Raw genomic sequence first — 14,691 nt, 5'->3', positions numbered from 1 at the left:
CCGCCCGCCCGCGCACCCGCGCACCCGCGCGCCCGCCCGCTCAGCCCGGCCGTGTGCCCAGCCCGGCCGTGTGCGCCGCCCGGCCGTGTGCGCCGCTCGGCTGCGTGCGTTGCTCGCCCCCGTGCGCTGCTCGGCTGCGTGCGTTGCTCGCCCGCGCACGCCCCGCCTCCACCCGTTGGGCCTCCACGCGCGCACGCCCCGCCCCCGCGTGCCGGGCCCCCACCTCATGATCACGCTCGAACATGGATGTAGTGGCATCCCCGCGTTCGGTGGCCACTACATCCTGGATCGAGCGTGACCTTGATGCCTGCGGGCACCCCCGACCCCGCTCCCGGCCATGGAGCGCGCGCCCGTCACCAAGATCCGCGCAATATCAGGGATGTTGCTGTCTCCCGCGCGCCGGAGGCAGCAACATCCGGGAAGTTGCGTGGATCTTCACGCGGGGCACGAGACACGGGTCGCGCGGCGCGGCGCGGCGGCAGGTCGGGCGCGGGGCGTAGCGGCGCGGGCGCGGGGCGCGGCGGCGCGGCACGTAGGTGCGGGGGCGCGGCACGTGGGGTGCGGGGGCGCGGCACGTGGGGTGCGGGGGCGCGGCACGTGGGGCCGGAGGGAGAAAGACGGGGTGCGCGCGGGGCGCGGGGGTGCGGATGTGAGCGCCGGACACGGTGGAGCCCCCGGTCCCGCACGGGACCGGGGGCTCTCCGACGGTCTCAGGTCAGCCGGCCTGCTCGGCGAGCTGGAGGAACTGCCGCTTGGCGGCGAGTGCCTGCTCGGCGTCCTTGATCCGGCGCGCGTCCCCGGCGCTCTGCGCCCGGGCCAGCCGCTCCTCGGCCTCCGCAACCTGCGCCCGCATCTGGGCGAGCAGCGGGTTGTCCTCCTTGGTGGTGCGGCGCCACGCCGAGTCCATCACGTCGCGGACCTTGTCGTCGATGACACGCAGCCGGCGCTCCAGCCCGGCGGCCGCCTCGCGGGGCACCCGGCCGGCCTCGTGCCACTGGGCCTGGATCTCCCGCAGCTTGGCCTGGGCGCCCTTCGGGTCGGCGTCGATGTCCAGGGCCTCGGCCTCGGCCAGCAGGGCCTGCTTACGCTCCAGGTTGCCGCGCTGCTCGTTGTCCCGCGCGGAGAACACCTCGCTGCGCCGGCTGAAGAAGGCGTCCTGCGCGGCCCGGAACCGCTCCCAGAGCTTCTGCTCGGCCTCCTTGGAGGCACGCGGGGCGGCCTTCCACTGCGTCATCAGCTCCTTGAGCTGGTTGGCAGTGGCCGCCCACTCGGTGGAGTCCTTGATCTTCTCGGCCTCGGCGACCAGCTCTTCCTTGACGGTCTGCGCCTGCTTGCGCGTCGCGTCCAGGGAGGCGAAGTGGGCGCCCCGACGCCGGGTGAAGCCGTCCCGTGCGGCGGCGAACCGCTTCCACAGCTCACCGTCGGCCTTCTTGTCGACCCCGCGAATGGTCTTCCACTCGTCGAGGATCTCCTTGAGCCGGTCACCTGCCGTCTTCCAGCCGGTGGACTCGGCGGCGAGCTTCTCGGCCTCCTCGACCAGCGCGGTCTTGCGGGCCAGGGCCTCGCCGCGGGCGGCGTCCCGGGCGGCGCGCGCCTCGGTGGCCTTCTCCTCGGCAAGTGTCGCCAGCTTGTCCAGCCGGGCGGCCAGGGCGTCGATGTCGCCGACCACGTGGGCCTCGGGCAGCGTGGTGCGGATCCGCCGAATTGTGCTCAACGAGTTCCCGGCGTCCGCCGCGCCCGAGTTGAGTCGTGCTTCGGTCAGGTCCACCTCGGTGACCAGGTCGGCGAAGCGGCGTGCGAAGTGCGCGAGACCCTCCTCCGGTGCTCCCGCCTGCCAGGATCCGACCACCCGCTCGCCCTCGGAGGTCTTGACGTAAACGGTGCCGTCCGCGTCCACCCGTCCGAAGGCAGTCCAGTCGCTCATGTGCCCATCCTCGTTCTCCCGGCGTCGAGGGAGCCATCCCCCGTCGCCGCCACGGCGCAGCCAAGTTACTTCCGGCATTGTCACAGGTCCGACCCGGTCCCCGTCGAGCGCCTATCGCCGACCGTGACCATACGGTGTCCTAGAGCCTGATTGACCGGATCGGCGCGGAGACGCACCGGGCGTTCCCGCTACGGTGAACGGGTGCCACTGGTCGCCGCCGCTGTCTGCCCGCATCCGCCCCTGCTCGTGCCGGAGGTTGCCGGTGCCGCCGCCAGCGAACTGGACGACCTGCGCGCGGCCTGTGACCTCGCCGTACGCCGACTGCTGGCAGCCGACCCGGACGCGGTGGTGCTGCTCGGCGTCGGCCCGTCGACAGGCCCGATCCGGCCCCCGGCCTCCGGGTCCCTCCAACCCTGGGGCGTCGACCTGGACGTGCCCTTGGTCCCCGGTCAGCCGGACCGCGGCGCGGTGCTGCCGTTGAGCCTGACTGTCGGCGCGTGGCTGCTGGCCCGGCACGCCGAACGCCCCGCCGCGCCGGTGACGGCCGCGCCGGTGACCGCCGTGCAGGTGACCGCCGACGCCGGGCCGGTGGAGGTGGCCGCGCTCGCCGAGCAGGTCGCCGCGGCCGGTGACCGGGTGGCGCTGCTGGTGCTCGGTGACGGGTCGGCCTGCCGGGGGGAGAAGGCCCCCGGGTACGACGACCAGCGCTCCCTCCCGTACGACAAGCGGGTCGCCGCGGCCCTGGCCGGGGCGGACCTGGACGTCCTGCGCGACCTGGACGCGGGTCTGTCGGCGCAGTTGAAGGTCGCCGGCCGGGCGTCCTGGCAGGTGCTCGCCGAGGCGGCCCGGTCGAGCGGCGGCGGGTGGCGCGGCGAGTTGCTGCACGACTCGGCCCCCTACGGTGTGGCCTACTTCGTGGCGTCCTGGGAGCGGGCGTGACCGGCGGTGCGGCAGTCCCGGCCGGCACGGTCGTGGCGGTGGTCGGTCCGACGGCGGCGGGCAAGTCGGCGTTGAGCATCGCGCTCGCGCACGCGCTGGACGGGGAGGTGGTCAACGCCGACTCGATGCAGCTCTACCGGGGCATGGACATCGGCACCGCCAAGCTGACCCCGGCGGAGCGGGAGGGGGTGCCGCATCACCTGCTCGACATCTGGGAGGTCACCGAGCCGGCCAGCGTCGCGGAGTATCAGCGGCTGGCCCGCGCGGCGGTGGACGACATCCTGTCCCGAGGTCGGGTGCCGCTGCTGGTGGGTGGCTCGGGGTTGTACGTGCGGGCGGTGCTCGAACGCTTCGAGTTCCCCGGCACCGACGCGGCGCTGCGCGAGCGGCTGGAGCGGGAGTTGGCCGAGGTGGGCCCCGCGCCGCTGTACGCGCGGCTGCGCGCCGCCGACCCGGTGGCCGCCGAGGGCATCCTGCCCGGCAACGGCCGGCGGATCGTGCGGGCCCTGGAGGTGATCGAGTTGACCGGTGCGCCGTTCGCCGCGTCGTTGCCGCAACCGACTCCGTACTACCCGTCGGTGCAGCTGGGCGTCGATCTGGACACCGGGCTGCTGGACGAGCGGATCGCGCTGCGGGTGGACCGGATGTGGGCCGACGGTCTGGTGCCCGAGACCCGCGAGCTGGTGGGTCGGGGGCTGGCCGAGGGACGGACGGCCAGCCGGGCGCTCGGCTACCAGCAGGTGCTGCGCCTGCTCGACGGTGAGCTGACCGAGGCGCAGGCGCACGACGAGACCGTCCGGGCGACGCGGCGTTTCGTGCGCCGGCAGCGGTCCTGGTTCCGGCGCGACCAGCGGATCCACTGGCTGGATTCGGCGACTCCGGACCTGATCGGGGCCGCGCTGCGTCTGGTGCCGGCCGCTGCGCGATGATGGGGGCGTGGAGTTCACCAAGGGCCACGGCACCGGCAACGACTTCGTCCTCCTGCCCGACCCGGACGGTCAGCTCGACCTGACTCCGGAGCTGGTCGCGGCGCTCTGCGACCGGCGGCGGGGCATCGGCGCGGACGGCGTGCTGCGGGTCGTCCGGGCGGCCAAGCATCCGGACGGCGCCGGGCTGGCCGGCGAGGCCGAGTGGTTCATGGACTACTGGAACGCCGACGGTTCGTTCGCCGAGATGTGCGGCAACGGCGCGCGGGTCTTCGTGCGCTACCTGCTGGACAAAGAACTGGCCACGCCGGCCGGCGCGGCGCTGCCGGTGGCCACCCGGGCCGGCGTCGTGCGCGCGCTGGTCGAGGGCGACGCCGTGTCCGTCGAGATGCGCCGCCCCCAGGTGTACGACTCCTCGACCGCCACCCTGGGCGGTCTGACCCTGCCCGGCACGGTTGTGGACATCGGCAACCCGCACCTGGTCTGCGTCCTGCCGGCCGGCGTGGAACTGGCCGCGCTGGATCTCACCGTCGCGCCCGGGTTCGACCCGGAGGTCTTCCCGGCCGGCGTGAACGTGGAGTTCATCGTGGCGGGCGACCCGGTCGACGGCACCGACGGGCACTCCCTGATGCGGGTGTACGAGCGCGGCAGCGCCGAGACCCTGTCCTGCGGCACCGGCGCCTGCGCGGTGGGCGCGGTGGCCCTGCGCGACGCCGGCCGGGACACCGGCGTGGTCGCCGTGGACGTGCCCGGCGGCCGCCTGACGGTGACGGTCACCGAGACCTCGTGCTGGCTGTCCGGCCCGGCCGTCCTGGTCGCAACCGGCGAGGTCGACCTCTCCATCCTGTCCGCTGCGCCCGGGCGCTGAGGCCGGCCGCGCACCCGGCTGCGCGCCGGCGGCCAACTTCTGCTCACCGGCCGCTCACCGGCCGCTGCTGTCGGCCCTTTGCTCTGCTTCAACCCGCGCAACACCCGGTGTCCGATAACCGGACATCAGGTGTTGCGCGGGGTGAAGCAGAGCAAAGGAGGGAAACGACCCGGTCGGGGGCCTCCCTCGCCTAGCGCCCGCAGGCGTCGAGTTGCTCAGGGGGTGGCGCTGGCGTTCGCGGCGATCTCCGGGAGGTCCGACGGGCCGGGGTCGGCTGCCGGCAGGGGGCTGGGGTTGTGCGCGGCGGCGCGGACGGCGGCGGCGACCGCGGGGGCGACCCGGGAGTCGAAGACGCTCGGCACGATCACCGTCGGGTTGATCTTGTCCTCGCCGACGACGTCGGCGATGGCCTGGGCCGCCGCGATCGCCATCTCCTCGGTGAACTCCTCGGCGTGCGCGTCGAGCATGCCGCGGAACACGCCGGGGAAGGCGAGCACGTTGTTGATCTGGTTGGGCTGGTCCGAGCGGCCGGTGGCGACCACCGCGGCGTACTTGCGCGCCTCTCGGGGGTCGACCTCCGGGTCCGGGTTGGCCAGCGCGAAGACGATCGAGTCCTTCGCCATCTGCGCGATGTCGTCCCCGGTGAGCAGGTTCGGGGCGCTCACCCCGATGAACACGTCGGCGCCCCGGATCGCGCCCGGCAGGTCGCCGGAGTAGTTCTCCTTGTTGGTGTTCTCCGCCAGCCACTGCCAGGCCGGGTTGAGGTCGGTCAGCCCGCGGTGCAGGGCGCCCTGGCGGTCGTACGCGATGATGTCGCCGACGCCCTGGCGCAGCAGCAGCTTCATGATCGCGGTGCCCGCCGCGCCGGCGCCGGAGACGACGACCCGGACGTCCGCGAGCTGCTTGCCCACGACGCGCAGCGCGTTGGTCAGCGCGGCCAGCACGCAGATCGCGGTGCCGTGCTGATCGTCGTGGAAGACCGGGATGTCCAGCGCTTCGCGCAGCCGGGCCTCGATCTCGAAGCAGCGCGGCGCGGCGATGTCCTCCAGGTTGATCCCGCCGTACGCGGGCGCGATCGCCTTGACGATCTGCACGATCTCGTCGGTGTCCTGGGTGTCGAGCACGACCGGCCAGGCGTCCACGCCGCCGAAGCGCTTGAACAGCGCGGCCTTGCCCTCCATCACCGGCAGCGACGCGGCCGGGCCCAGGTTGCCCAGCCCGAGCACCGCCGAGCCGTCGCTGACGACCGCCACCGTGTTGCGCTTGATCGTCAGCCGCCGGGCGTCCGCCGGGTTCTCGGCGATCGCCATGCAGACGCGGGCCACCCCCGGGGTGTACGCCCGGGACAGCTCGTCACGGTTGCGCAGCGCGACCTTCGAGGTCACCTCGATCTTGCCGCCGAGGTGCAGGAGGAACGTGCGGTCCGACACCTTGCGCACGTCCACGCCGTCGAGCGCGGTCAGCGCCTCGACCACCTGATCGGCGTGACCGGCGTCGGCGGTGTCGCAGGTCAGGTCGACGATCACGTTCGTCGGGTCCGAGTCCACCACGTCCAGCGCCGTGACGATCGCTCCGGCCTCGCCGACGGAGGTGGTGAGCCGGCCGATCGAGGACGCGTCCGCGGTCACGGCGATCCGGATGGTGATCGAAAATCCGGCGCTCGGCAGTCGGGTGATGGCCACGGGATCCCTCCGTCACGGCTGTGCGGCCGGTCGGCCGCCGCCTGAGCATTTCTACCGGGTTGCCGTGGTCGACCGGTATTCGCCCCCACTTTTGGCGACCTCCAGCACGGGCATATAGCAGGTGCGTTCGGCGTTGTGTCATGTCAGGATTACGTTCTACTCATCATTTCGGACAGGAGAACCGCTTGCGAGACCAGGAGAGCTTCGTCCCCGTCGAGGACGAGTTCGACGACGTCACCACCGGCGAGATGGAGCTGTCGGAGCGACAGTCCCTGCGACGCGTCCCCGGCCTGTCAACCGAGCTCTCCGACGTCACCGAGGTGGAATACCGCCAGCTGCGGCTGGAGCGGGTCGTCCTGGTGGGCGTCTGGACCGAGGGCACGGTGACCGACGCCGAGAATTCCCTGACCGAGCTGGCCGCGCTCGCCGAGACCGCGGGCTCGCAGGTGCTCGAAGGGCTGATCCAGCGTCGTACCCGACCCGACCCGGCCACGTACATCGGCCGCGGCAAGGTCGACGATCTGGGCGCGGTGGTGCTCTCCACCGGCGCCGACACGGTCATCTGCGACGGTGAACTGTCCCCGTCGCAGCTGCGCAACCTGGAGCAGCGCACCAAGGTCAAGGTCGTCGACCGTACGGCGCTGATCCTCGACATCTTCGCCCAGCACGCCAAGAGCAAGGAAGGCAAGGCGCAGGTCGAGCTGGCGCAGCTCGAATACCTGCTGCCCCGGCTGCGTGGTTGGGGTGAGACGCTCTCCCGGCAGACCGGTGGTTCCGGCCGGGGTGGCGGCGCCGGCGGCGGCGTGGGCGTGCGTGGTCCCGGTGAGACCAAGCTGGAGACCGACCGGCGGCGCATCCGCCACCGCATCTCCCGGCTGCGTCGCGAGATCAAGAGCATGCGCACGGTACGCGTCACCAAGCGCGCCCGTCGCACCCGCAACTCCGTGCCCGCCGTGGCCATCGCCGGCTACACCAACGCCGGCAAGTCCAGCCTGCTCAACCGGCTGACCGGCGCGGGCGTGCTGGTGGAGAACGCGCTCTTCGCGACGCTCGACCCGACCACCCGCAAGGCGACCACCTCGGACGGGCGGCTCTACACGCTCTCCGACACGGTCGGCTTCGTCCGACACCTGCCGCACCAGATCGTCGAGGCGTTCCGCTCGACGCTGGAGGAGGTCGCCGAGGCGGATCTGGTGGTGCACGTCGTCGACGGCACCCACCCGGATCCGGAGGAGCAGGTCAGGGCCGTGCACGAGGTGCTCGCCGAGGTCGGCGCGGACCGGCTGCCCGAGCTGCTGGTGGTCAACAAGACCGACGCGGCCGACGAGGACGCGCTGCTGCGTCTCAAGCGACTCTGGCCGGAGGCGATCTTCGTCTCGGCGTACTCGGGTCGGGGGATCGACGCCCTGCGGGCGGCGATCGAGGAGCGGCTGCCGCAACCCGCCGTGGAGGTCCGAGCCGTCCTGCCGTACGACCGGGGTGACCTGGTGTCCCGGGTGCACCGCACCGGCGAGGTGCTCAGCACGTCGCACCTGCCGGAGGGCACTCTGCTGCACGTCCGGGTCAGTGCGGCGCTCGCCGCCGAGCTGGCGCCGTTCGACGTGCAGCGGGAGGGCCAGGCGGTCGGCAGCCGGCCCTGAGCGGCCCCGGCGTCATCCACCGGAAACGCGCGGCATGCGACACTGGCCGAATGCGCCGCGTTGTTTCCTCGGTCACGGTTGCCCTCGGCCTGCTCGGGGCAACCGTGGCGCTGGCCGGAGTCGCCGTAGCCGCTCCCGCTCCCGGATCATCCCAGCCGTCCGGCGCCATCCCCGGCAAGAAGCGCTGCTCGGTCACCGACGAGCGGCTGCGGGAGCTGTCCGGGCTGGTGGCGACCAAGACCGGCTACATCGTCATCAACGACGGCACCGATGTTGAGGCGCGCAAACGGATCTTCTTCCTCGACAGCAAGTGCAAGATCGCCAAGGAGCCGGTCCGCTACTCGGGCCAGGGGCCGTTCGACACCGAGGACCTGGCCGTGTCGCCGAAGGGCGACACCCTGTGGATCGGTGACATCGGCGACAACACCAGCAACAAGGAGCGGCGGTCGCGGATCGCGGTCTGGACCATGCCGATCACCGGTACGAAGCAGCCCGTGCTGCACCGGCTCTCCTACCCCGAGAACAAGCCGCACGACGCCGAGGCGCTGCTGGTGGGGGCCGACGGCCTTCCGCTGATCATCACCAAGGTGTCGAGCGGCAACGCGGAGATCTTCACCCCGACGGCGAAGCTGAAGAACGGCGACACCGAGCCGGTGCCGATGAAGAAGGCCGGCGAGATCAAGCTGCCGAAGACCTCCACGGAGAATCCGCTCAGCGTCTACGGTCGGCTCGCGGTCACCGGTGCCGCCCGGTCGCCGGACGGTAGCCGCGTCGTCATCCGGACGTACGCGGACGCCTTCGAGTACGACGTGACCGGCGGCGACGTCCTCGGTGCGCTCACCACCGGCAAGCCCCGGGTGACGCCACTGGCCGACCCGTTCGGTGAGGCGATCTCCTACACGCCGGACGGGAAGACCTTCGTCACGGTCTCCGACGGCGGGCAGCTCACCGCGGACGAGCCCGTCGACATTCTGAGTTACACGCCGTCCACCAGCGTGGCGGCGCCCCTTGCCGCTCCCGGGGGTGGCAAGCCGGCGGCCGAGAAGTCCTGGATCGACGGGCTCAGTTTCGACGACATCACCTACCTCGTGGGCGCTGTCGGCGTGCTCGGTCTGCTGCTCGTCGGCGCCGGCATCTTCGGCATCCTGCGGGCCCGCCGCCGGCCACCCGCGGCCGACGATGCGGATTCGACGGACGGCCGGGACGATCGGCGCGGCGCGCTGCGGGACGAGGACGTCCCGCCCGGCGGTGGCCGTCCCGGCACGGGCGTGTACGGCGGTGCGGCGGCCGGTGGCGGCGGCGTCTACGGCGGTGCTTCGGGCCGGGGCGGTCCCGCTCCTGCCGGCGGTGCCGTGTACGGCGGCGGCGGTGCACGCCCGGCCGGTGGCGGTGGTGCACGCCCAGCCGGTGAGGGCGGCGGCGGTTACGGCCCTGCCCGACCCGGCGGTGGTGGCGGTGCTCCGGTCGGGGGCGGTGTCTACGGCGGCGGCGGCCGTGCCGGCGGCGGCCCCGGAGGCCGGCCCGGCGGTGCCGGTGGCCGACCGGGAGGCGCGGGCGGCGGAGTGTACGGCGGCGGTGGTGGCCAGCCCGGCGGCGGTCGGGCGGAGCCGCCACGGCGCGGTGGACAGGAGCCGGACTACCGGGGCCAGCGGCCCGGCCGTCGGCGGGACGGCGACGCGCCCGGCGACCCGTACGGGCAGTATCCTGGCGGCGGCCGTGGCCCTCGGGGCGACCGCTACTGACCGGTCAGCGACATTGGTCCGGCGGCGCGGGTGAGCGCGGTGGGCCACCCACCCGCGCGCCGACCGGTCAGATTCGGCGGAGCACCGCCACGACGCGGCCCATGATGGTGGCGTCGTCGCCGGGGATCGGGTCGAAGGCCGGGTTCTGCGGCATCAGCCAGACGTGCCCGTCGCGTCGCCGGTAGGTCTTGACGGTCGCCTCGCCGTCGAGCATGGCGGCCACGATCTCGCCGGAGTCGGCCGTCGGCTGCTGCCGGACGACCACCCAGTCGCCGTCGCAGATCGCCGCGTCGAGCATCGAGTCGCCCTTGACCTGGAGCATGAACACCTCGCCCTCACCGACCAGCTCGCGGGGCAGGGGGAAGATGTCCTCCACGGCCTGTTCGGCGAGGATCGGCCCACCGGCGGCGATGCGACCGAGCATCGGCACGTACGCCGGGGTGGGTCGTTGGGCGCGGGACAACTCGTCGTCGATGGCCTCGCTGGGGGCGCGGACGTCCACCGCCCGGGGGCGGTTGGGGTCGCGGCGCAGGAACCCCTTCTTCTCCAGCTCCTTGAGCTGGTAGGCGACGCTCGACGGTGACACCAGGCCGACCGCCTCGCCGATCTCCCGGACGCTCGGCGGGTAGCCGTGCCGCTCGACCCAGGTGCGGATGAACTCCAGGATGCGACGCTGGCGGGCGGTCAGGTCGACCGTCGCCGGGTCGGGGAAGGCGCTGACCACCGGGGTGACCGGGCGCACGGCGGGCTGACCCGTCCGGCTGCGCGCGGCGCTGCGGCGTCGGGTGGCCGGCGGGCCCGCCTCGGTGATCTGCTGCGGGCTCTTCGGCCGGCTGGCCCGGTCCTCGGTCACGTCCGTCCTCCCTGGTCGGCGCTGGGTGCCTCGTCGGCTCGTGGTGCGTGCGGTGGTGCCACGGATGGTGCTCGGTTGGTGCGTCGCCGGGTGCGGTGAAGATCCATCGCGCCCGGTTGTTCCTGACCGTATAGGTGAGATCGGTCATTTTCAAACATCTGTACGACCTCTCACCGGCGTGTCGGGGTGAAAAACCGCCCCGGTCGTACGGATGTTCTGATAAATGGTACGTCGGATAGCACGGATGTTCGATCGGTGGCTGTTTTCCGGGGCGTTCCGGCCGTGCGGCCGGTAACCGGGGCGGGTTCTCGGCGTTGGTTCTGCGGTGGCGCGCGGTGTGCGGATGACCGGATGGTCCGTGACGCGCCGGACACGCCGGCCAACTTGACCGGGGTTCGCCAGCGACATACGGTCAACCCCTAGATGTAGTAGTGACATGGGCGTAAGTTGCCTACAGGTTGGGTTCGACTACCGACCGCACTCCCGTAATGTTGATCACGACAGGCGTCACCCGAGGTGGTGCCGTCGTGGCGGACCGTGTCCGGGAGTGCTGGGTGCGTCCGCGGTTGATCATGATTTTGGAGGTTGGGCGATGCGGTGTCCGTACTGCCGGCACGCCGACTCCCGGGTGGTCGACTCGCGGGAGGCCGACGACGGCCAGCTCATCCGGCGGCGGCGCTCCTGTCCGGAGTGCGGTAAGCGGTTCACCACCGTCGAGGAGGCGGTCCTCGCGGTCGTCAAGCGCAGCGGGGTGACCGAGCCGTTCAGTCGCACGAAGATCATCGGCGGGGTGCGCAAGGCGTGCCAGGGCCGGCCGGTGGACGACGACTCACTCGCGCTGCTCGCACAGCGGGTGGAGGAGACCGTCCGGGCCAAGGGGGCCGCCGAGATCCCCAGTCACGAGGTGGGCCTGGCGATCCTGGGCCCGCTGCGCGACCTGGACGAGATCGCCTACCTGCGGTTCGCCAGCGTCTACCGCTCCTTCGACTCGCTCGCCGACTTCGAGCGCGAGATCGAGACGTTGCGGGCCGTGGCGCGAGCCCGGGAGCAGGGCCGGGCCGACGCGGTCGAGGCCGCCGGCCGTACCAGTTGACTTCACTGTTTTTCGAGAGATCAGGACGCGCGGTGGGTGACCGCGCAGACGAGGGGGGCGACGGCGTGACAACGAGCCGTTCACGGAACAAGGCAGGCGCGGGGCTGAAGATCGAGCGGGTGTGGACGACGGAGGGGGTCCACCCGTACGACGAGGTGTCCTGGGAGCGCCGCGACGTCGTGATGACGAACTGGCGGGACGGCTCGATCAACTTCGAGCAGCGCGGGGTTGAGTTCCCGGAGTCGTGGAGCGTCAACGCGGCGAACATCGTCACCACCAAGTACTTCCGGGGCGCGGTGGGGACCCCGGAGCGGGAGTGGTCGCTCAAGCAGCTGATCGACCGGGTGGTCACCACCTACCGCACCGCCGGCGAGGAGTACGGCTACTTCGCCAGCCCGGCCGACGCGGAGGTCTTCGCCCACGAGCTGACCTGGATGCTGCTGAACCAGGTGTTCAGCTTCAACTCGCCGGTCTGGTTCAACGTCGGCACGCCGTCGCCGCAGCAGGTCAGCGCCTGCTTCATCCTGGCCGTCGACGACTCGATGGACTCCATCCTCGACTGGTACAAGGAGGAGGGGCTGATCTTCAAGGGCGGCTCCGGCTCCGGCGTCAACCTGTCGCGGATCCGCTCGTCCCGCGAGCTGCTCTCCTCCGGCGGCAACGCCTCCGGCCCGGTCAGCTTCATGCGCGGCGCGGACGCCTCGGCCGGCACCATCAAGTCCGGCGGCGCGACCCGCCGGGCGGCCAAGATGGTCATCCTCGACGTCGACCACCCGGACATCCAGGAGTTCGTGGTCACCAAGGCGCGCGAGGAGGACAAGATCCGCGCGCTGCGCGACGCCGGGTTCGACATGGACCTCGGTGGCTCCGACATCGTCAGCGTCCAGTACCAGAACGCCAACAACTCGGTCCGCGTCTCCGACGAGTTCATGTCGGCGGTGGAGAACGGCAAGGGCTTCGACCTGCGTGGCCGGCTGGACGGCGCGACGATCGAGACGGTCGACGCCAAGAACCTCTTCCGTTCCATCGCCCAGGCCGCCTGGGAGTGCGCCGACCCGGGCCTGCAGTACGACGACACGATCAACGACTGGCACACCTGCCCGGAGACCGGGCGGATCACCGCGTCGAACCCGTGCTCGGAGTACCTGCACCTGGACAACTCCTCGTGCAACCTCGCCTCGCTCAACCTCATGAAGTTCCTCCGCGCCGACGGTGGCTTCGAGGTGGAGAAGTTCGTCAAGTCCGTCGAGTTCGTCATCACCGCGATGGACATCTCGATCTGCTTCGCGGACTTCCCGACCGAGAAGATCGGTGAGACGTCCCGCGCCTACCGGCAGCTCGGCATCGGCTACGCCAACCTCGGCGCCCTGCTGATGGCCACCGGCCTGCCGTACGACTCGGACCAGGGCCGTTCGGTCGCCGCGGCGATCACCTCGCTGATGACCGGCACCGCCTACCGCCGCTCGGCCGAGCTGGCCGGCGTCGTCGGCCCGTACGACGGCTACGCCCGTAACGCCGAGCCGCACAAGCGGGTCATGCGCAAGCACGCCGCGGCCAACGACGAGATCAAGCCGACCAGCCCGGTGGCCACCGCGATCGTCCGCGAGGCGACCAAGCAGTGGACCCAGGGCAACAAGATCGGTGACAAGAACGGCTGGCGTAACGCGCAGGCCAGCGTCCTCGCACCGACCGGCACCATCGGCTTCATGATGGACTGCGACACGACCGGCGTGGAGCCGGACCTGGCGCTGGTCAAGTTCAAGAAGCTGGTCGGCGGCGGTTCGATGCAGATCGTCAACCAGACGGTTCCGCGCGCCCTGCGCAGCCTCGGCTACCCCGAGGAGCAGGTCGAGGCGATCGTCGAGCACATCGCCGACAACGGCCACGTGGTGGACGCCCCCGGCCTCAAGCCGGAGCACTACCCGGTCTTCGACTGCGCGATGGGGGAGCGGTCGATCGCCCCGATGGGCCACGTGCGGATGATGGCGGCGATCCAGCCGTTCGTCTCCGGCGCCATCTCCAAGACGGTCAACATGCCGGAGGCGGCCACCGTCGAGGACGTCGAGAAGATCTACTTCGAGGGCTGGAAGCTCGGCCTCAAGGCGCTGGCGATCTACCGGGACAACTGCAAGGTCGGCCAGCCGCTCTCGGTGGCCAAGTCCAACAAGGTCACCACGCCGGCCGCCGTCGAGACCGCTGCCGCCGCGCCGGCCGCGGTGGAGAAGGTCATCGAGTACCGGCCGGTGCGCAAGCGCCTCCCGAAGAAGCGCCCCTCCGAGACGGTCAGCTTCTCCGTCGGTGGCGCCGAGGGTTACCTCACCGCGTCGTCCTACCCGGACGACGGCCTCGGCGAGGTCTTCCTCAAGATGTCCAAGCAGGGCTCGACCCTGGCCGGCGTGATGGACGCCTTCTCGGTGGCCATCAGCATCGGCCTGCAGTACGGCGTGCCGCTGGAGACGTTCGTCAGCAAGTTCACCAACATGCGCTTCGAGCCGGCCGGCATGACCGACGACCCGGACGTGCGCATGGCAGCGTCGGTGATGGACTACATCTTCCGTCGCCTGGCACTGGACTTCCTGCCCTACGAGCGCCGCGCCGAGCTGGGCATCTTCACCGCCAGCGAGCGGGCCGCCCAGCTGCGGGCCGAAGCCGACGCGGAAGCCGCCGGGGTCACCGGAGCGGAGCTCACCGCGATGGCGTCATCCGCGCCGGTCGAGGCCCCGGCCAAGCCGGAGGCCGTCGCCCAGCCGGCCCAGGAGATGGCCGACGTGGCCGCCGCCAAGCCGGCACCGAGCGTGGGTTCCAGCACCGAACTGCTGGAGGCCGTGATCGGCAAGGCCGCCGACGCGCCGCTCTGCTTCACCTGCGGTACGAAGATGCGCCCCGCCGGTAGCTGCTACGTCTGCGAGGGCTGCGGCTCCACCAGCGGCTGCAGCTGACGTACGCGAAAAGCGGCGCTGCCCCGGCTTCCCTCACGGGGGGTCGGGGCCGCGCCGTTTCCAGGTTCTCCGCGCTCGCGAGAAT

10 protein-coding genes are annotated in these 14,691 nt (G+C 71.8%); 7 read left to right on the top strand and 3 right to left on the bottom strand.

What is annotated here, in order from left to right; genetic code table 11:
- Nucleotides 1-715 precede the first annotated feature (715 nt).
- Nucleotides 716-1,924 carry a DUF349 domain-containing protein gene (locus tag ACLQ27_RS26640; RefSeq protein WP_234591447.1) on the bottom strand — a complete coding sequence of 403 codons (1,209 nt, stop codon included), beginning with the start codon at nt 1,922-1,924 and terminating at the stop codon, nt 716-718.
- A 201-nt stretch (nt 1,925-2,125) separates the two neighbouring features.
- On the opposite strand from ACLQ27_RS26640, the gene ACLQ27_RS26635 reads away from it, so the two are divergent.
- From ACLQ27_RS26635 to dapF, 3 genes are read left to right on the top strand one after another with little or no spacing between them, the layout of a single operon-like run.
- Nucleotides 2,126-2,863, top strand: a complete 738-nt coding sequence (locus ACLQ27_RS26635; protein WP_357499072.1) for a class III extradiol dioxygenase subunit B-like domain-containing protein — start codon at nt 2,126-2,128, stop codon at nt 2,861-2,863.
- The gene (miaA, locus tag ACLQ27_RS26630; RefSeq protein ID WP_357499074.1) at nt 2,860-3,792 is read left to right on the top strand and encodes a tRNA (adenosine(37)-N6)-dimethylallyltransferase MiaA; all 933 of its coding nucleotides are present in this window, start codon (nt 2,860-2,862) and stop codon (nt 3,790-3,792) included. The genes ACLQ27_RS26635 and miaA overlap by 4 nt, the downstream gene beginning before the upstream one ends.
- Nucleotides 3,793-3,799: 7 nt before the next feature.
- Complete coding sequence (dapF, locus tag ACLQ27_RS26625) at nt 3,800-4,657, top strand: diaminopimelate epimerase (protein ID WP_357499076.1); 858 nt, start codon at nt 3,800-3,802, stop codon at nt 4,655-4,657.
- A 215-nt stretch (nt 4,658-4,872) separates the two neighbouring features.
- Here dapF and ACLQ27_RS26620 read toward each other — a convergent pair whose 3' ends face one another.
- The gene (locus tag ACLQ27_RS26620; RefSeq protein ID WP_357499078.1) at nt 4,873-6,339 is read right to left on the bottom strand and encodes an NAD-dependent malic enzyme; all 1,467 of its coding nucleotides are present in this window, start codon (nt 6,337-6,339) and stop codon (nt 4,873-4,875) included.
- 185 nt (nt 6,340-6,524) lie between these two features.
- Here ACLQ27_RS26620 and hflX point away from each other — a divergent pair, with 185 nt between their 5' ends.
- Together hflX and ACLQ27_RS26610 are read left to right on the top strand one after the other, a co-directional pair.
- On the top strand, nt 6,525-7,979 hold the full coding sequence (gene hflX / locus ACLQ27_RS26615; RefSeq protein WP_234591467.1) for a GTPase HflX: 1,455 nt from the start codon (nt 6,525-6,527) through the stop codon (nt 7,977-7,979).
- Between the two features lie 50 nt (nt 7,980-8,029).
- On the top strand, nt 8,030-9,721 hold the full coding sequence (locus ACLQ27_RS26610; RefSeq protein ID WP_425869222.1) for a hypothetical protein: 1,692 nt from the start codon (nt 8,030-8,032) through the stop codon (nt 9,719-9,721).
- A 67-nt stretch (nt 9,722-9,788) separates the two neighbouring features.
- Here ACLQ27_RS26610 and lexA read toward each other — a convergent pair whose 3' ends face one another.
- Entirely contained in the window at nt 9,789-10,574 is a 786-nt protein-coding gene (gene lexA, locus ACLQ27_RS26605; RefSeq protein WP_091400540.1) for a transcriptional repressor LexA, read from the bottom strand.
- Nucleotides 10,575-11,166: 592 nt separating this feature from the next.
- On the opposite strand from lexA, the gene nrdR reads away from it, so the two are divergent.
- Entirely contained in the window at nt 11,167-11,667 is a 501-nt protein-coding gene (nrdR, locus tag ACLQ27_RS26600) for a transcriptional regulator NrdR (RefSeq protein ID WP_234587987.1), read from the top strand.
- Nucleotides 11,668-11,699: 32 nt separating this feature from the next.
- Nucleotides 11,700-14,606, top strand: coding sequence for a vitamin B12-dependent ribonucleotide reductase (locus ACLQ27_RS26595; RefSeq protein WP_425869220.1), 2,907 nt, complete (start codon nt 11,700-11,702; stop codon nt 14,604-14,606).
- The last annotated feature ends 85 nt before the right edge of the window (nt 14,607-14,691 follow it).

The organism is Micromonospora sp. DT63 (assembly GCF_049841615.1).
Classification (GTDB): Bacteria; Actinomycetota; Actinomycetes; order Mycobacteriales; family Micromonosporaceae; genus Micromonospora.
The sequence above is the reverse complement of the archived record's forward strand: the minus strand, read 5'-3'. Positions and strand labels throughout refer to the sequence as shown.